Here is a 16,385-nt window from a genome sequence, read left to right as displayed (position 1 = left end):
TCCGATGCAGTTTCGCGCGGGGATTTCCATTCTGTTGCATGAATCGCGGGTGTCGATTGGCTTGTAACTTTCGCTTACCGTTATTCATTCGCGTCCGGCAATACATGCGCGCAGTGCGGCGCAATTCGATACCCTTTACAGGCTTGTGGATTTAACCGCGCCGCCGTCGTTTGACTGCTGCGTAAGTCCAACAGTCGATCCACGTTGCCCATTCACACGAGCGTCAGTTCGATCTCGCCGATGCGGTCGATTGAGCCACGCACCACGCCCGGCACTTCGACGCGGTAAGCGCCGGTATAAGTCCCGGTCGTGACGGTCCAGAACGGCTCGACGGTCAGCCCGCGCTGCGAGCAATGATTAGCGAACCAGACGAGCAGTTCGCGCGGATCGCCCGCCGGGTTGCCGACGCCCGCCGGCACGATCGAGACGCCGTCGAGCGTCAGGTCGAGGCGCGGCGCGAGGAAGTCGAAACCGGGCGCGATCACGTTGTAGGGCTCGATCCCGCCGACGACGAGCGCACCGTTGTTCTGTGCATCGGCGAGTTGCGCGAGCGGCGCGAGATTCGGCCACTGCGCAAAGCGGCTGTCGACGATCTCCAGCGCCACCGTCATCCCGCCGAGCGCGCCGAGCACCTCTTCCCGCGCGTACGGTTCGGGGCGCGGCGGCAGCGCGCGCTCGAAGCGAAACGCGATCTCCAGCTCGATCAGCACCCGAAAGAACGACGCGATCTCGAGCCGCGCCGGCGACGCGTAGACGAGCGATTCGTCGATAGGCGCGCCCGCGGGCGGCGCCGACGGCGTGCGCGCGCCGATCTTCCACGCGCCGATGCGCGCTCCCTTGAGCCGCAGGACCTCATGCTGGATCGCGTAGGCGGCGCCGGCATCCTCGGGGATGTCGCGGGCGGCGATCTCGTCGATCAGCGCGTGCTGCTCGCGGGCGTGCAGGAGTTGCGCGGCCAGTCTCGATTCGGTCATGTCGGAAGTCCTCGGTGAAGGTTAGAGCACGGTACTCGCAGTGTACGAGTTACCGGGGCCCTTCTGCGGACTCGCTTCCACTTCACGCCCCGCGCGCAAGACTCTGTTACAAAGACAAACGCGCGCCGCGAAGGATTCGCGGCGCGCGTCGTCGAGTGTCATGGCCGGTCTCGGACCGGATCGGGAGGCTTAGAACGTTTCCCAGTCGCCCGCGGCGTTCGCCACGGCCGCAGCCGGGCTGGCGCCCCGCTGCACGGTCGAAGTCGACGTCGAAGTCGAGGCCGCGGCCGGCGTACGCTTGAACGAAGCCGGAGCTGCCGACACTCGCGGCGCTGGCGGACGCTTCACCGCCGCGCGCGCCGGGACGGGCTGCTGGACTGCGTTGCCGGCGCCTTCGGCGAGCTGGAATACGGCGACTGCCTGTCGCAGACTGCCCGCCTGATCTTCAAGCGATTGCGCCGCCGCAGCCGCTTCCTCGACGAGCGCCGCGTTCTGCTGCGTCACTTCGTCCATCTGCGTGACGGCGCGCGCCACCTGGTCGATGCCGCTGCTCTGCTCTTCCGATGCCGCCGCGATCTCGCCCATGATGTCCGTCACGCGCTGCACCGCGCCGATGATCTCGTTCATCGTACGGCCCGCTTCGTCGACGAGCGTCGTGCCCGACTGCACGCGCGACACCGACGTGTCGATCAGTTCCTTGATTTCCTTCGCCGCCGCCGACGAGCGTTGTGCGAGCGTGCGCACTTCGCCTGCCACGACCGCGAAGCCGCGCCCTTCTTCCCCGGCGCGCGCCGCTTCGACGGCTGCGTTCAACGCAAGGATGTTGGTCTGGAACGCAATGCCTTCGATGATCGTGATGATGTCCGCGATCTTCGCCGAGCTCTGATTGATCTCGCTCATCGTGCCGACCACCTGGCCCACGACCGCGCTGCCCTTGTTGGCGATCTCGGAAGCGTTCGCGGCAAGCGCGCTCGCCTGGCGGGCGTTGTCGGCGTTCTGTTTGACCGTGCCGGTGAGCTGCTCCATGCTCGATGCCGTTTCCTGCAACGCCGAAGCCTGCTCTTCCGTGCGCGACGACAAATCGATGTTGCCCGCCGCGATCTGCTTCGTCGCCGAGGCGATGGATTCGCTGCCCGAGCGCATCGTTTCGACGGTGCCGACGAGGCTCGCCTGCATCTTCGCGAGGCCGCGCAGCAACTGGCCCATTTCATCGTTCGAACTCACGTGGACCTTCCGGCGCAGGTCGCCCGCGGCGATGGCGTCAAAGTGACCGAGCGCCTCGTCGAGCGGACGGGCGATGGCGCGGCGCAGCGACACCCACGCGAAGGCAGCGGCAAGCAGTCCCGCGACGATCGCGCCGATGCTCACCGTGCGGAACAGGCCGAAGCGCTGTTGCGATTCGTCGTAAGCCTTGCGCGAGCCTTCCGTGAGCTCCTTGCGCAGCGCGTCGTTGGCGTTCGACAGATCGTTGTAGCTCGCCTGCATTTCCTTGGCCGCGCTCACGATGCGGTCGTGATCGTTGGCGACGACGGCCGCGACGCCCGCGTCCACGCGTTTTTGCAGTTCGAGCCGCCGGGCCTGCGCGGTGTTCGCGAGCGCCCTTTCGGACGGCGACTGCGGCATCGAGTTGTATTCCTTCCAGTAGTTGTCGGCGCGCTCACGCATCATGCGCGAGCGGTCGATGGTGGCCGTCGCTTCCGGAGTGCCCGCGAGCAGCGCCGCGCGATCGAACACGAGGCGCTCGCGCGCCGCGTACAGCTCCATGTTGCCGACGGCGATCGCGCTCGGCATCTGGTTGGAGAACGTATTGAGGAAGGCGTCGTTGGAACGGCTCATGCCGATCAGGCCGAGCGCGCCGATCGCGATGAGCAAGGCGCCGAGAAACGTCATCGAAACGCCGAGGCGGGCCTTGATCGTCAAACTCTTGGTCATGATTGTCCTTGATGCCCGGTGTCTTGAGGCCGGAAGCGAGTGCGGTCATTGGGATCGCCGACAGCCTTGCGCCGTCGCCGCAAGCGGGACGCCGTGCGCGCCGCTTATCTCCGGATTACGGCGTGCGCCACGGGCACCTTGAGGAAAATTTTTCGGAGGACGCCACGCGGTAAGCGAACTAACGTTCGTTTTCTGCGCTCACCGAGGACGTTTATTCCGCGATTTCGCTGCGGTGCGGAATCGAGGGCTGGGCGCCCTCGCGCGTGACGGCCACCGCCGCCGCGCGCTGGCCGAAAGCGATCGCGGCCGGCACCGGGCGACCGCGCGCCAGTTCCGCGGCGAACCCGCCGATAAAGGTGTCGCCGGCCGCGGTGGTGTCGACGGCCTGCACTGTCGGCGCGCCGATGTGCTCGCCCGCGCCGTCGCCGAGAAGCGCGAACACGCCTTGCGAACCCAGCGTCACGATGACGTTGCGAGCCCCTTTTTGCCGCAGTGCGACAGCGGCGCGACGGGCGTCGTCGGGCGTGGCGATCTCGATGCCAGAGAGCGTCGCGGCTTCCAGTTCGTTCGGGATCAGATAGTCGACGAGCGCGAACCAGTCGTCGGGCAGCGCGTTCGCGGCCGGAGCCGGATTGAGGATGGTCGTCTTGCCGAGGCGCCGCCCGGCGGCCAGCGCCGCGCGCACGGTGTCCGGCGGCGTTTCGAGCTGGCAGACGATCACGTCCGCCGTGGCGAGCAGCGTTTCGTTGCCGGCGATCGTCGCGGGCGTGACGTCGGCATTGCTGCCCGCGACGATCACAATCGCGTTCTGGCTGCCGTCGTCGACGATGATCAGCGCGACGCCCGTCGGCGATGCGCTCGTGCCGAGCGCCGTGCAGTCGATCGACTCGGCTTCGAGGCCTTGCCTGAGCGTCGCGCCGTTCGGATCGTCGCCGATGCAGCCGAGCATCGCGACCTGCGCGCCGAGCCGTGCCGCCGCCACCGCCTGGTTCCCGCCCTTGCCGCCCGGCACCTGCGCGAACGCGTGCCCGGCGAGCGTTTCGCCCGGCTTGGGCAAGCGCGGCGCCCGCGCGACGAGGTCCATGTTCAGGCTGCCGACCACGACCACGCGGCCTCGGCGGTCGTCGGCGGATGGGCTGGCAGGCGCGGTTCGAGCGGTCGTCGTGGGCAAATTCGTCTCCGTTCTGGGTTCAGACCGCGTCGTCAGGCGCCGCCCTTCTGTGCGGCGGTGCGCCTCGGTACGCGCGTCTCGGACACCACCGCCGTCGATTCGCGCCACAGGAGGCGCGGCGGCACCACGCGCCGGCGCGTCGTGCCGGCGAGCTTGCCGGTGATGCGGTCGATCAGCGTCAACGCGGCCATTTCGCCCAGCGCGCGCACCGACTGACCGACCGTCGACAGCGCCGGATACGTGTAGCGGCTCAGTTCGACGTCGTCGAAACCGATGATCGAGCAGTCGCCCGGCACGCTGATCCGGCGCTCCGCCGCCGCCCGCAGGGCGCCGATGCCCATCATGTCGTTGCACGCGAAGATCGCGCTCGGCTTCATCGAATCGAAGAGTTGCGAGGCCGCCGCGTAACCGCCCGTCGCGGAAAAATCGCTTTCGACGATCGCGCCCGGTTCGATCTCGATGCCGCGCTCCGCCATCGCGCGGATGAAGCCGTGCACGCGCATCGCGCTTACCGCCGTCGACACCGGCCCCGTGATACAGCCGATTTCCGCGTGGCCGAGTTGCAGCAAATGCCGGGTCGCGAGGTAGGCGCCCTTTTCGTGGTCGATCTGCACGAGATCGGCCGAGACGCCCTCGATATTGCGGTCGACGATCACGAGCGGCTCGCGCGAACTCGCGAGCGACTGCGCAAGCACCGCGTCCTCGCCCGCCGAGGCGATCACGAGCCCGTCGATGCGCTTTTCCTGCAGCACGCGCAGGTAGCTGCGCTGCTTGGCGGGGTCGTCGTCGGAATTGCAGAAGAACACGCAGTAGCCGTTCTTCGCGCAGCCGTCCTCGACGCCGCGCGCCAGCTCCGCGAAATACGGATTGGTCGCGTTGGGTACGAGCAGGCCGATCGTCGCGGTCGAGCGCGCCTTCAGCGAACGCGCGACCGCCGACGGCACGTAGTCCAGTTCGCGGATCGCGCGCTCGACTTTCGCCCGTACATCGGCCGATACCGGCCTCGAATTGTTCACTACGTGGGATACCGTCGTAAACGACACCCCTGCAATGGCTGCCACGTCTTTGATCGTCGCCATACTTGGTCCTTCTCCGGCTTTGGTCCTGCTTCCTGCTTTTTTTGATGGAGGGCTACCGGCACGCGCAACCCTTTCGCGCGCTTGCTTTCATCGATCCGCCTTGACGGTCGATGTTCCCCGTCCGGTCACCCGCTCTGTCGTGTTGCTTCCTGCTATCTTGCCTTGCCGGCTCGTGCCCGGTCTGTTCAGCGTTCACGCACGGCGTTTCCTGCTGCGATACGTGTCGAGCACGACCGCCACCACGATCACGGCACCCGTGATGATGCGCTTGGTCGGCTCGTTCGCGCCGATCTGCGCCAGTCCCGCCGCCAGCACCGAAATGATCAACACGCCAAAAAAAGTGCTGATCACCGAGCCGCGGCCGCCCATCAGGCTGGTTCCGCCGATCACGACCGCCGCGATCACTTGTAATTCGAGGCCCGCGCCCGCGTTCGGATCGGCGGCTTCGAGCCGGGAAATCTGAAACAGGGCCGCGAGGCCGGAAAGCGCGCCCATCAGCGCGAACACGATCACCTTGTAAGGCCGCGGATTGACGCCCGCGAGCCGCACGGCTTCCTCGTTGGTGCCGATTCCGACCAGATAGCGCCCGAACACCGTCCGGGTGAGTATGAGGTGCGCCACTATCATTACGGCAACTGCGATCAAAAATGCAGGGGAAATTCCAAAAGCAATCGGATTCGACAGGAAATCGAACGCGTCGCCGATGTAGGCCGTACGCGAATTCGTCATCTGATAGGCGAGTCCGCGCGCCGCTTCGAGCACGCCGAGCGACACGATGAACGACGGAATCCGCCACGCGACCGTCACCATGCCCGTCACCGTGCCGGTCAGCGCGGCGGAGGCGAGCCCGAGCAGCGCGGCGGGAAACGCCGGCCAGTGCCATTGCAACGCCGCCACGCTCACCACCGACGCGCCCAGCGCCAGCACCGATCCCACCGACAGGTCGATCCCCGCGATGATCAGCACGAAGGTCATGCCGACCGACATCACGACGAGATCGGGAATCTGGTTCGCGATCGTGCTGAACGTGTCGTAGGTGAGAAAGTGCGAACTCAACGTCGAGAACAGCGCGATCATCGCGATCAGCGCGCCCGCGAGGCCGAGATAGTTCGAAAAACCCAGTCGCGTGCCGACCGCCTTCGCCGCCTTCGGCGGCTCGGCCGGCACAGGGGTTCCGCTCGGCTGGCTCGTCATTCAATGCTCCAACGTGTTGTTGTCCGCCGCGCTCGCGCCCGGCATGTCAGGGGCCTTCGCATCGGGTTCGAGCGGCTCGTGCATGATCGCCTCGCGATTCGCGTAACCCGCGAACGCGGCGGCGAGCAGCGCATCCTGCGACCAGGTCTCGCGGCTGAAGACGCCCGTCATGCGCCCGGCCGACATCACGCCGATCCGGTCGCAGATCAGCATCAGTTCGCGCAGATCGCTCGACACCACGACGAGCGCGCGCCCCTGCCGCCCGAGCGCGCCCATCAGCGCGTAGATGTCGAACTTCGCGCCGACGTCGATGCCGCGCGTCGGTTCGTCGAAGAGCAGCACCGTGCAGTCGCGCGCGAGCCAGCGGCCGATCACCACCTTCTGCTGATTGCCGCCCGACAGCTCCGACACCGCCTGCGCCGGGCCCGAGCTGCGGATGCGCATCGCGTCGATCTGCGTCTGCGCGAGCGCGGCCTCTTTTTTCACGTCGACGATGCCGTGCCGCGCCACCTCGCCGATGTTGCCGAGCGAAATGTTCGCGGCGATCGGCAGCGGCAGCAAGAGGCCCTCGCCCTTGCGGTCCTCGGTGATGAGCGCGATGCCGTGCTTCACGGCGTCCGCGGGTGAAGCGATCCGCACGGCTTCGAGCGGCCCTTCGTGCGCCACCTTCACGACGCCCGCATCGGCTTCGTCCGCGCCGTAGATGAGGCGCATCAGTTCCGTGCGCCCCGCGCCGATCAGCCCGCTCACGCCGAAAATCTCGCCTGCGCGAACCTCGAACGACACGTCGCGCACCACATTCCCGCGCGTCATGCCTTCCACTTTCAGCGCCACCTCGCCGATCCGCCGTTCGCCGAGATCGATCCGCTCGCCGATGTCGCGCCCGACCATCAGCGTGACGATCCGCTCGCTCGACAGTTCGTGCATGGCGCCGACGTGCACGAGCCGTCCGTCGCGCAGCACGGCCGCGCGCTCGGCGACGCGCTTCAGTTCGTCCAGCCGGTGCGAGATAAAGACGAGCGCCACGCCGCGCGCCTTCAGGCGCTCGACCTGCTCGAACAGCAGATCGACTTCGCGCGCGGTCAGCATCGCGGTGGGTTCGTCGAGAATCAGCACGCGGCAATCGCCGATCAGGTTGCGCGCGATCTCCACCATCTGCTGATGGCCGATGCCGAGCGCGGCGACCGGCGTGTCGGGATCGATCGCATCGAGCCCGACCTGCGCCATCGCGTGGCGCGCGTTCTCGGCGAGCGTGCGGCGGTCGATCCAGCCGAGCCGGCCACCCTTCGTCGGCAGCCGGTTCAGAAAGAGGTTCTCCGCGACCGACAGCGTCGGCAGCAGATTCAGTTCCTGCATCACCATGCGCACGCCGAGCGCCTCGGCGCCGCTGCGGCTCGCGGGCGCGTAAGGCGTGCCGGCAAGCGTCATCGTGCCGGTCGTCGGCGTGACGAGCCCGCCGACGATCTTCGACAGCGTGCTCTTGCCCGCGCCGTTCTCGCCCGTCAGCGCGAGCACTTCGCCGGCGTGCAGCGCGAGCGAGACGTCCGACAGGACCGGCTCGACATAGGTCTTGCCGATCCCGGCGACGCTGAGCACGGCAGGCGCTCCCGGCGCTCCCGGTCCGTCGATGGCGGTTGCAGGTTGGGCTTGGTTGGGCATCCTGTTCCTAGTGGAAAAAGCGACGCTCGCTTCTTCCGGGGCGCGCGATTCGCAGGCGCCGCGTTTGTCGCGCGGACACCCGCATTCGTTTCTCCAGTGCGACCGGCGGACGGCGCGCGGCATGCCGGGAGTCACGCGCTTCACCGGCTTATCGGCGCCGTCCGGGAGAACTTTAGGCTTTCCAGCACGAACGACGGCGCACGCGTGGGCGCAGCGTTACTTCGTGACCAGTTCGACCGGCGTTTCCACCACGCCCGACAACTCCGACTGCTTCTTGTGGCCCGCGATCGCCTTCAACGCGACGTCGATGCCGAACACGGCCTGCTTCGCCGCGTACTGGTCGGCGGTGGCGAGCACGCGGCCGTCCTTCAACATCGGCTTGATCGCGTTGATGTTGTCGTAGCCGACCACCTGCACCTTGCCGGCCTTGCCCGCCGCGCGGATCGCCGAGACCGCGCCGAGCGCCATGTTGTCGTTGCCGCAGAGCAGCGCCTTCACGGTCGGATTGGCGTTGAGGATCTGGCCGGCGACCGCGTTGGCCTTGTCGATTTCCCAGTCGCCCGACTGGAGCGCGACGACCTTCATGCCGCCCGCTTCCATCGCATCCTTGAAGCCGGCGGTGCGCTGCTGCGCGTTGGTCGTCGTCGAGACGCCTTCGATGATCGCGACGTCGTCGCCGGATTTCAGGCGCTTCGCGAGGTAGTCGCCGACCTTCCTCGCGCCCTTGCGGTTGTCGGGGCCGACGAACGGCACGTTCAGGTCCTTCGACTTGAGCACGTCCGGATCGAGCCGGTTGTCGATGTTGACGACGATGATGCCCGCATCGACCGCCTTCTTGATGACCGGCACGAGCGCCTTCGAATCGGCCGGCGCGATGATGAGCGCGTCGACCTTCGAGACGATCATCTGCTCGACGATGCGGATCTGGTTCGCGGTATCGGTTTCGTCCTTGATGCCGTTCGTGATCAGGTCGAACTGGCTGGCGTTGTGCTTCTGGTAGTCCTTCGCGCCGGTTTCCATCGTGAGGAAGAACTCGTTGGCGAGCGACTTCATCACGAGCGCGACTTTCGGCTTCGCCGGCGTTTGCGCCTGCGCGAAGGAAAACGGCAGCGGCAGGACGGTACAGACGGCCAGCGCGACGGCGGCCGACAGGACGCGCCGGCGGATGTTTCGGTTCATGCGTATCTCCAGTTATATCGTTGTGCGTTGTCTGGTTCGGGCAGCGTCGAAAGGCGGTTGCCGCATGCAGCGATCGGAACGCCATGCAGCCGACGTTTGCATGGGACGCATGACGTCTCTCCACGGTTCCCGCTGCCGCCCGCCGTCGATTCTCGGTTGCGGCGGGCCTCCGGTCAACCGGGCATCGCCCGTGGTCGCGGCCGACCTGAACGCGCGCTTACAGTTCGGCGACCGACTGGCCTTCCACCTTGTTGTCGATGATGTCGCGCGCGTAGTCGATGCCGGCGCGCGTCGCGTCGATCGGGCTTTCGAACGGCTCCCGGTCGGGCACGCCGAACATTTCCGCGCGGCCGCTCTCGCCGCTCGAACTACGCGAAATGGTCACGACGATGTCGAAATGCCGCGGGCCGTCGTCGGGCTCGTCGCGTTCCTTCGCGCGCCGCAACGCCTGCACCTTGATTTCGAAGCCTTTGTAGTGATCGGACAACGGGGTGGACATGAGCGACTCCTTCGATCGGTTTTCGTATGGCTGTTGTGGTCGTGCAACGCGAGGCGCGCGACGGTCCGCGAACGACGTTTCAGGCGATACCGACGCCACTGTAAGGCGAATCCGCTGGATGCACGGGACGCGCGCCCGTGCAGCTTACAGCCGGTGCAAAGTTTGTGCGAACCGGGTCGAGGACAACGCTCCCGCGGCCGCGTCCCGATTTCCCCTGACGTCGCACAATCGCGATATTCGGTTTGCCATAATGCGCTGGCGAACGCCAGTCTGCAGGCGGCGCTTCGATGTCGTCGCCTCGCCGTCCTGCAAGAAGCCATCCAGTCGAAAACCAACTCAAGGGAGCGTCACATGAATATCCGATCCAACCGATTCATCCAGTCGAGCGTCGCCGTGGCCGTGCTCGGGATGGCGCTCGCCGCGCCCGGCGCGTTTGCCGCGAACAGCCAGCAGTCGAAGATGACCGAGTGCAACAAGCAGGCAACCGACAAGAAAGGCGACGAGCGCAAGGCGTTCATGAAAAGCTGCCTCTCGGCGGACGCGCCCGCCGCGGCGTCGACCCCGATGACGCAGCAGGAGAAGATGAGCGCGTGCAACAAGTCGGCGACCGGCAAGAAGGGCGACGAACGTAAGACGTACATGAAGGATTGTCTGAGCACGAAGGGCTGAACGCGCACGCTCGCCGGATAAGCCATCGCGCCGGGCCGCAACGGCCCGGCGCCCTTCCCGCCGATCTTCGCCGCGAGACGCGCGCGGCATTTCGCCCCGCTCATATTGCAGCGCACCTATAAAGGTGATACGCGAGCCCGCCTTTTTCTCATAAGATGCGCGAAGGCGGCCCCCACATTCGAACGAGAAACGCGCCATCGGCCGCCGCGGCTTTTCCGGCTTGCAGCATTGCATCGGACGGAGACAGTGGATGGCCTGGAAACACAAGAACCGCTGGTTCCGGCGGTGGCTGCTGGTGATCGTCTTCTGGGCGGTCCCGGTGATGATCGTCGCGGTCAGCGAGATCCGCGAAGAGATGGCCTATAACAAGGTCGATCTCGAACGCGCGCTGTCCACATGGCAGTTCACCGATGTCCAGCGCACTCAAGGCGCGCCCGCGCGCTGTCACGGCATGCCCGACGAAGCCCGCGCCGCCGGCTGTTCGGCCGACGTGCTCGCCGCCAACGCGGCGAAGCATCAGGACGCCATCGACGAATACGCGCATCGCAAGAGCATCCTCGCCGGGTATCTGTGGCACGCGTTCGTCGGCTACTGGGTGGTGCCGGCGGCGTTCCTGTTCGGCTTGGGCGTCGTGATCGGCGCGATCCGGCGGGTCCTGCGCCGCCCTTCGCGGCAGGCGCACGCGAGCCGCCCGGAAGTCGAGTCGACGACGCAACCCTAAAAGGCGTTGCCGTCCTGGCACGCTCATTGCTGTGCACTTCCCGCCGTCAGCAGAATGCAGCATCCGCGCAACATGGCAGGGCGATTTCCGTGATCCTCGCGTCGATCCTCATACCAATGGCGCGGGTAGTTTTGACCGCTTTGCCGCCGCCGGACAGTGGCGGGGAGCGCAAAGAGAGTTACGCGCGGCGCGTAAAACTCAGTGCAAATGCCCGTTTAAAACCGCGCAAAAGCGTTGTAAAACGGAGTAAGCTCGGAAGTCAAAATTACCGCCTGACTCCGTGCAGGATCAGCCGACCCAAGCGGGACAAGGCTTGGCGCGATTCTCACGAAACGTTGTGCGCAGGTTGCTGTGCTATAACTTCGCATGCTGCACCCTCCCGCTTAAATGGGGTTTCCCAAGACCACGATGGAGAAAAATGATGCAAAGACGAAACTTCATGCTCAAGTCGACTGCTGCGCTCGCTCTGGGAGGCCTCGCGCTTGCCGGCTGCACGACGACCTCGAACAAGGGCGAGCAAAAGACCGCCGGTGATTCGGATGAACGGCGCTCCATCGACGCCGACGTCGACGCGACCATGCAGCGTCTGTATGCAACCGTGCGCGGTTCGCGCGAGCTCGTCGGAAAGTCGCGCGGCGTGCTGGTGTTCCCGTCGGTCATTCAGGCGGGCTTCGTGATCGGCGCGCAATACGGCAAGGGCGCGCTGCGTGTCGGCGGCGGCACGGTCGGCTACTACAGCACGACCTCGGCATCGGTCGGCCTGCAGGCCGGCGCGCAATCGAAGTCGCTGATTTTCCTGTTCATGACGCAGGACGCGCTCGACAAATTCCGCAACTCCGACGGCTGGGCTGCCGGCGTCGACGCATCGGTCGCGCTCGTGAAGATGGGCGCGAACGGCACAGTCGACACGACCACTGCCACCGCACCCGTCCAAGCGTTCATCCTGACGAATGCCGGCCTGATGGCCGACGTTTCGCTCGCCGGCACGAAGGTCTCGAAGCTGAAGATCTGACGCACGCGTGCCGGCTTCGGCCGGCATAGGGCGCGGGGCAAAGCAAAACCGCCGCGCGGTACGACTTCCGGGTCGTGCCGCGCGGCGGTTTTGTCTTTTACCGGGACGCTCGCCCGAGGCTCAGGTCGTCGCGCGGTCGATCAGCTTGAAGCGCGCGCGCTTTTGCGCCCGCATGACGGCCTGGTAGGCATCGACGTACTGCTGCGCCATCCGGTGCGACGTGAAGCGCTCCTCGAAGCGCTGCCGCACGCGTGCGCGCGAGAGCGTATGCAGGCGGTTCACCGCAGCCACCGCACCGATCTCGTCCTCGACGATGAAGCCCGACACGCCCTCGTCGATCACTTCGGGCACCGCACCGCGATTGAACGCGATCACCGGCGTGCCGCACGCCATCGACTCGATCATCACGAGGCCGAACGGCTCCGGCCAGTCGATCGGAAAGAGGAGCGCATGCGCGCCCGAGAGGAAATCGGCCTTCTGGCTGTCGTTGATCTCGCCGACGAATTCCACGTAAGGCAGTTCGAGCAGCGGCGCAATTTCGCGCTCGAAGTACTCGTGATCGGCGGAATCGACCTTGGCCGCGATCTTGATCTGCATCCCGCAGCGACCCGCGATGCGGATCGCGGTGTCCACCCGCTTTTCCGGCGAGATGCGCCCGAGAAACGCGAGGTACTTTTGCTCGACGGGCTGCGGCTCGTAAAGCTTCTCCGGCAGGCCGTGATAGACGGTCGTCAGCCACTTCGCCTGCGGCAGCGGATGACGCTGTGAATCCGAAATCGAAATCACCGGCGCCGTGTTGAACGTGTCGAAGACGGGTTGCTGCTCCGGCAGATCGAGCCGGCCATGCAGCGTCGTGACGAACGGCGTGTCCTGCCGCTTGAAGAGCGAAAACGAGTAATAGTCCATGTGGAAATGGAGCACGTCGAATTCGTCGGCGCGGCGACGGACCATCTCCATCAGCAGCATGTGCGGGGCGATCCGGTCTCGGATGGCCGGGTCGAGGCGCAGCGCGCGCGGCCAGACGGCTTCGAGGGTCGCTTTCGTCTGCGAATCGCCGGTTGCGAACAGCGTCACGTCGTGGCCGAGTTCGACGAGCGCCTCGGTGATATAGGACACGACGCGCTCGGTGCCGCCATACAGCTTCGGCGGAACCGACTCGGTCAGAGGGGCAATCTGGGCAATTCTCATCGATTCGTCTCCACGGGTCTTCACTTCTCGTGATGTCGGGCGCTCGTTCGCGTCTGAAATGTGTCTTCACGAACGCGCCGTCGCACCGGCTCGGCGCGCGGCCGTCCGGGCGCACGAGTATGACAGTCGCGCGATACGCCGGGCAACGAGGTTTGCCCTAACTGGCGCTACGCGGCGCCATCGCGCACAAGAAACATTATCGACGCGAGTTGGCGGAATACGGCCGACTCTTTCATTTCCATTGCCCTGTTACATTCAGGAAACACTCGCAGGGAAAGACCGGAAGCGCCCTATTTCCTGGGTACGCCGCGCAAATCGGCCAGGAAATTGTCGCGCCACACGCCCAGATCGTTTTCGCGCAACGCGACCATGTTGGTCTTGTAGCGCTCCTGGCGCTCGGCGAGCGGCATCGAGAGCGCGCGCCCGATCGCATCGCTCATCCCGACGATGTCGTGCGGATTGACCATCAGCGCACCCGTCATTTCGTCGGCGGCGCCGGCGAACTGCGACAGCACGAGCACGCCGGGATCGTCGGGATTCTGCGCGGCGACGTACTCCTTCGCGACGAGATTCATGCCGTCGCGCAACGGCGTGACGAGCCCGATCTGCGATTCCCGGAACAGCGACATCAGTTTCCAGCGGTCGTATCGCTGGTTGAGATAGCGAATCGGCGTGTAGTCGAGGCCTGAATAGCGGCCGTTGATGCGCCCCGCTTCGTATTCCAGGTTCTGGCGGATCTGTTGGTAAGTGTCGACGTCCGAGCGCGTCGGCGGCGCGATCTGCACGAGCGTCACGTTGCCGCGCCACTCCGGCGACTTCTCCAGGAACTGCTCGAACGCGCGAAAACGTTCGACGAGACCCTTCGAATAATCGAGCCGGTCGACGCTCATGATGAGCTTGCGGCCTTCGAGACTCTGCTTGAGGTCCATCACATCTTGCCGCGCCTCGCCGCGACGCGCCTGCTCGGCGATTTCGTCCGGGAACACGCCGATACGGTAGACGCCCGTCTTGAGCTTGCGCCCGAACGCCTCGACCTGCCCGTCCGGCGTGGCCGTGCCGTGCGCGTGGCGCACGATGTAGTCGTGAAACGCGACGCGGTCGCCTTCCGTCTGGAATCCGACGACGTCATAGCAGCACAGCGACTTCACGAGTTCCGCATGCGGCGGGATGTTCAGCAGAATTTGCGGCGACGGAAACGGAATGTGCAGGAAGAATCCCATTCGATTCGTCACACCTTCGGAACGCAGCGCTTCGCCGAACGGAATCAGATGATAGTCGTGGACCCAGACGATGTCGTCGGGTTGCAAGAGCTTGATCGCCTTGTGCGCGAGCCACGAATTCACACGCCGATAGCCCGCATATTCCTCGCGGTCGTACACCGCCAGGTCGTTGCGATAGTGGAAGACCGGCCAGAGCGTCGCGTTGGAAAAGCCGCGGTAATACTGGTCGTAGTCCTTCTTCGGCAGGCCGACCGTCGCGAAGGTCACGGCGCCGTCCTGAACGAGCGTCGGTCCGGAGTTCGCCACGCTCTCGCTTACCACGTCGCCGCTCCAGCCGAACCAGACGCCCCCGCTGTCCTTCAGCGCGCCGAACACGCCGACGGCAAGCCCGCCCGCCGAACCCTTGGTTTCGGTGGGCGAGGCAACGCGATTGGATACGACAACCAGGCGACTCATGTACTTCTCCTTGCTTCGATCTTGGATGGGGGTTCGCGTTCGACGATGCGCGCGCCGGCGTGGGGCGGGCGACACGTCGATCCGCGTCTGATTTTACGACTCGCGGGAAGGCGCCGGGTTTCCGGCGCCTTCGTCCGGATGGCTAACGTCGCGTGCCCGCTTTGGTCGGCGACTTCGGCGTGGTCGATGCCATCGCATGCGCGGCCGGGTCCGGCCCGGAGCGCTCGCCCCGGCTCGCGACCGGATTGGCGGCGGTATTGGCCGTGCCCGCCGCCTTCGGCGAGGGCCCCGCGCGTTCGAGCGGCGGCGCGAATTCGGTGTGCGCGACGTGCTCCTTGTCCGACGACAAATCCGCCCGCGTGCGCGGCAGAAACTGCGGATACGCCGCCTGCACGAAGCTGAGGAGCCCCTCGCGCACGCGGCAGCGCAGATCCCAGCTCAGACCCGAGTCGAACGAACTGACGAGCACGCGCAACTGCATCGAGCGCTCGGTGGCGTCGGTCACCTGCAGCACCTGCACGCGGCCGTCCCATTCCGGCGCGTGCTCCAGAATGCGCTCCAGTTCCTCGCGCAACGGCAGGATCGGCATGCGGTAATCGACGTAGAAGAACACCGTTCCGATGATTTGCGAGCTGTTGCGCGTCCAGTTCGTGAACGGATTCTCGATGAACCATTGCAGCGGCACGATCAAACGCCGCTGGTCCCAGATGCGGATCGACACGTAAGTGCCGGTGATTTCCTCGACGCGCCCCCATTCGCCCTGAATCACGACGACGTCGTCGAGCCGGATCGGCTGCGAAAGCGCGATCTGCAAGCCCGCGATCAGGTTGCCGAGCACCGGCCGCGCGGCGATACCGGCGACCAGCCCCGCGACACCCGCCGACGCGAGCAGGCTCGCGCCGATCTGACGCACGCTCGGGAAGGTCATCAGCGCGCCGCCGAACCCGATGATCACGATCACGACCATCACCGAACGCGCGAGCACGCGCGCCTGCGTGTGGATGCGGCGCGCGTGGAGGTTGTTCTCGGTGTCGAGCGGATGCGCCTGCACGATCGCCTCGCCGACCGCGCTCGCGGAGCGCGCCGCCAGAAACGTCAGCGCGACGATCAAGGCGACGGTCGCGAGATCGCGCAGCACGGCGGCGAACGGCAGCGTGTCGGGCGCCTCGAACAGCACGAAACCGAATGCGAGGATGATCAGCAAGACGAGCGCGGGCGTGTCGATATAGCGCAAGACGACGCTCATCAGCGGATAGGGCCGCGCGATGCGCACGAGGATGCGCGCGCCGACGCGATGCACGCCGATCGCGAACGCCACGCCGAGCGCCGCGACGCCGATCGCGCCGGGCCACGTGTGCAACGGGGCTTCGGCAATGCGTGTGAAATCGTCGAAGGAGATCATGAGCGTCGCGGAATCAGCCTCGCATGGAAG

General features: G+C 65.9%; 14 protein-coding genes. 3 read left to right on the top strand and 11 right to left on the bottom strand.

Translation table 11 applies throughout. The features are described from left to right. Nucleotides 1-212 precede the first annotated feature (212 nt). From AWB66_RS14685 to AWB66_RS14650, 8 genes are all read right to left on the bottom strand, one after another. Nucleotides 213-974: a 2-keto-4-pentenoate hydratase gene (locus tag AWB66_RS14685; protein WP_087631007.1), complete on the bottom strand. Its 762-nt coding sequence runs from the start codon at nt 972-974 to the stop codon at nt 213-215. A 189-nt stretch (nt 975-1,163) separates the two neighbouring features. Continuing rightward, entirely contained in the window at nt 1,164-2,906 is a 1,743-nt protein-coding gene (locus AWB66_RS14680; RefSeq protein ID WP_125469730.1) for a methyl-accepting chemotaxis protein, read from the bottom strand. A gap of 211 nt (nt 2,907-3,117) precedes the next feature. Beyond that, nucleotides 3,118-4,077 carry a ribokinase gene (gene rbsK, locus AWB66_RS14675; RefSeq protein ID WP_268811150.1) on the bottom strand — a complete coding sequence of 320 codons (960 nt, stop codon included), beginning with the start codon at nt 4,075-4,077 and terminating at the stop codon, nt 3,118-3,120. 32 nt (nt 4,078-4,109) lie between these two features. Next, on the bottom strand, nt 4,110-5,156 hold the full coding sequence (locus AWB66_RS14670; RefSeq protein WP_087631005.1) for a LacI family DNA-binding transcriptional regulator: 1,047 nt from the start codon (nt 5,154-5,156) through the stop codon (nt 4,110-4,112). A 192-nt stretch (nt 5,157-5,348) separates the two neighbouring features. Further along, nucleotides 5,349-6,350 carry an ABC transporter permease gene (locus AWB66_RS14665; RefSeq protein ID WP_087631004.1) on the bottom strand — a complete coding sequence of 334 codons (1,002 nt, stop codon included), beginning with the start codon at nt 6,348-6,350 and terminating at the stop codon, nt 5,349-5,351. Next, nucleotides 6,351-8,009 (bottom strand): sugar ABC transporter ATP-binding protein, encoded by a 1,659-nt coding sequence (locus AWB66_RS14660; protein WP_087631003.1) that lies wholly within the window; start codon nt 8,007-8,009, stop codon nt 6,351-6,353. Between the two features lie 216 nt (nt 8,010-8,225). Next, entirely contained in the window at nt 8,226-9,188 is a 963-nt protein-coding gene (locus tag AWB66_RS14655) for a sugar ABC transporter substrate-binding protein (RefSeq protein ID WP_087631002.1), read from the bottom strand. 217 nt (nt 9,189-9,405) lie between these two features. Next, nucleotides 9,406-9,687, bottom strand: coding sequence for a hypothetical protein (locus AWB66_RS14650; RefSeq protein ID WP_087631001.1), 282 nt, complete (start codon nt 9,685-9,687; stop codon nt 9,406-9,408). 351 nt (nt 9,688-10,038) lie between these two features. Here AWB66_RS14650 and AWB66_RS14645 point away from each other — a divergent pair, with 351 nt between their 5' ends. The 3 genes from AWB66_RS14645 (at nt 10,039) to AWB66_RS14635 (ending at nt 12,089) form a co-directional block, all read left to right on the top strand. Then, nucleotides 10,039-10,356: a PsiF family protein gene (locus AWB66_RS14645; RefSeq protein ID WP_087631000.1), complete on the top strand. Its 318-nt coding sequence runs from the start codon at nt 10,039-10,041 to the stop codon at nt 10,354-10,356. A 250-nt stretch (nt 10,357-10,606) separates the two neighbouring features. Then, nucleotides 10,607-11,077: a hypothetical protein gene (locus AWB66_RS14640; RefSeq protein ID WP_087630999.1), complete on the top strand. Its 471-nt coding sequence runs from the start codon at nt 10,607-10,609 to the stop codon at nt 11,075-11,077. A 421-nt stretch (nt 11,078-11,498) separates the two neighbouring features. Continuing rightward, entirely contained in the window at nt 11,499-12,089 is a 591-nt protein-coding gene (locus AWB66_RS14635) for a BPSL1445 family SYLF domain-containing lipoprotein (RefSeq protein ID WP_087631156.1), read from the top strand. Nucleotides 12,090-12,209: 120 nt separating this feature from the next. On the opposite strand, the gene AWB66_RS14630 is transcribed toward AWB66_RS14635, so the two are convergent. The 3 genes from AWB66_RS14630 to AWB66_RS14620 form a co-directional block, all read right to left on the bottom strand. Next, complete coding sequence (locus tag AWB66_RS14630) at nt 12,210-13,277, bottom strand: glycosyltransferase family 4 protein (protein ID WP_087630998.1); 1,068 nt, start codon at nt 13,275-13,277, stop codon at nt 12,210-12,212. 290 nt (nt 13,278-13,567) lie between these two features. After that, a complete protein-coding gene (otsA, locus tag AWB66_RS14625; protein WP_087630997.1) occupies nt 13,568-14,953 on the bottom strand; it encodes an alpha,alpha-trehalose-phosphate synthase (UDP-forming) in 1,386 nt (461 codons plus the stop codon). A 142-nt stretch (nt 14,954-15,095) separates the two neighbouring features. Next, complete coding sequence (locus AWB66_RS14620) at nt 15,096-16,355, bottom strand: mechanosensitive ion channel family protein (RefSeq protein WP_087630996.1); 1,260 nt, start codon at nt 16,353-16,355, stop codon at nt 15,096-15,098. Nucleotides 16,356-16,385: the final 30 nt, after the last annotated feature.

The organism is Caballeronia telluris (genome assembly GCF_001544495.1).
GTDB classification, from domain to species: Bacteria; Pseudomonadota; Gammaproteobacteria; order Burkholderiales; family Burkholderiaceae; genus Caballeronia; species Caballeronia telluris.
The sequence above is the reverse complement of the archived record's forward strand: the minus strand, read 5'-3'. Positions and strand labels throughout refer to the sequence as shown.

Bases quoted from the DNA above. Each gene is read 5' to 3' on its own strand.
- AWB66_RS14680 (WP_125469730.1), bottom strand. From the start codon at position 2,906: ATGACCAAGAGTTTGACGATCAAGGCCCGCCTCGGCGTTTCGATGACG.
- AWB66_RS14635 (WP_087631156.1), top strand. From the start codon at position 11,499: ATGCAAAGACGAAACTTCATGCTCAAGTCGACTGCTGCGCTCGCTCTG.
- AWB66_RS14665 (WP_087631004.1), bottom strand. From the start codon at position 6,350: ATGACGAGCCAGCCGAGCGGAACCCCTGTGCCGGCCGAGCCGCCGAAG.
- AWB66_RS14660 (WP_087631003.1), bottom strand. From the start codon at position 8,009: ATGCCCAACCAAGCCCAACCTGCAACCGCCATCGACGGACCGGGAGCG.
- AWB66_RS14685 (WP_087631007.1), bottom strand. From the start codon at position 974: ATGACCGAATCGAGACTGGCCGCGCAACTCCTGCACGCCCGCGAGCAG.
- AWB66_RS14655 (WP_087631002.1), bottom strand. From the start codon at position 9,188: ATGAACCGAAACATCCGCCGGCGCGTCCTGTCGGCCGCCGTCGCGCTG.
- AWB66_RS14640 (WP_087630999.1), top strand. From the start codon at position 10,607: ATGGCCTGGAAACACAAGAACCGCTGGTTCCGGCGGTGGCTGCTGGTG.
- AWB66_RS14620 (WP_087630996.1), bottom strand. From the start codon at position 16,355: ATGATCTCCTTCGACGATTTCACACGCATTGCCGAAGCCCCGTTGCAC.
- otsA (WP_087630997.1), bottom strand. From the start codon at position 14,953: ATGAGTCGCCTGGTTGTCGTATCCAATCGCGTTGCCTCGCCCACCGAA.
- AWB66_RS14670 (WP_087631005.1), bottom strand. From the start codon at position 5,156: ATGGCGACGATCAAAGACGTGGCAGCCATTGCAGGGGTGTCGTTTACG.
- AWB66_RS14650 (WP_087631001.1), bottom strand. From the start codon at position 9,687: ATGTCCACCCCGTTGTCCGATCACTACAAAGGCTTCGAAATCAAGGTG.
- AWB66_RS14630 (WP_087630998.1), bottom strand. From the start codon at position 13,277: ATGAGAATTGCCCAGATTGCCCCTCTGACCGAGTCGGTTCCGCCGAAG.
- AWB66_RS14645 (WP_087631000.1), top strand. From the start codon at position 10,039: ATGAATATCCGATCCAACCGATTCATCCAGTCGAGCGTCGCCGTGGCC.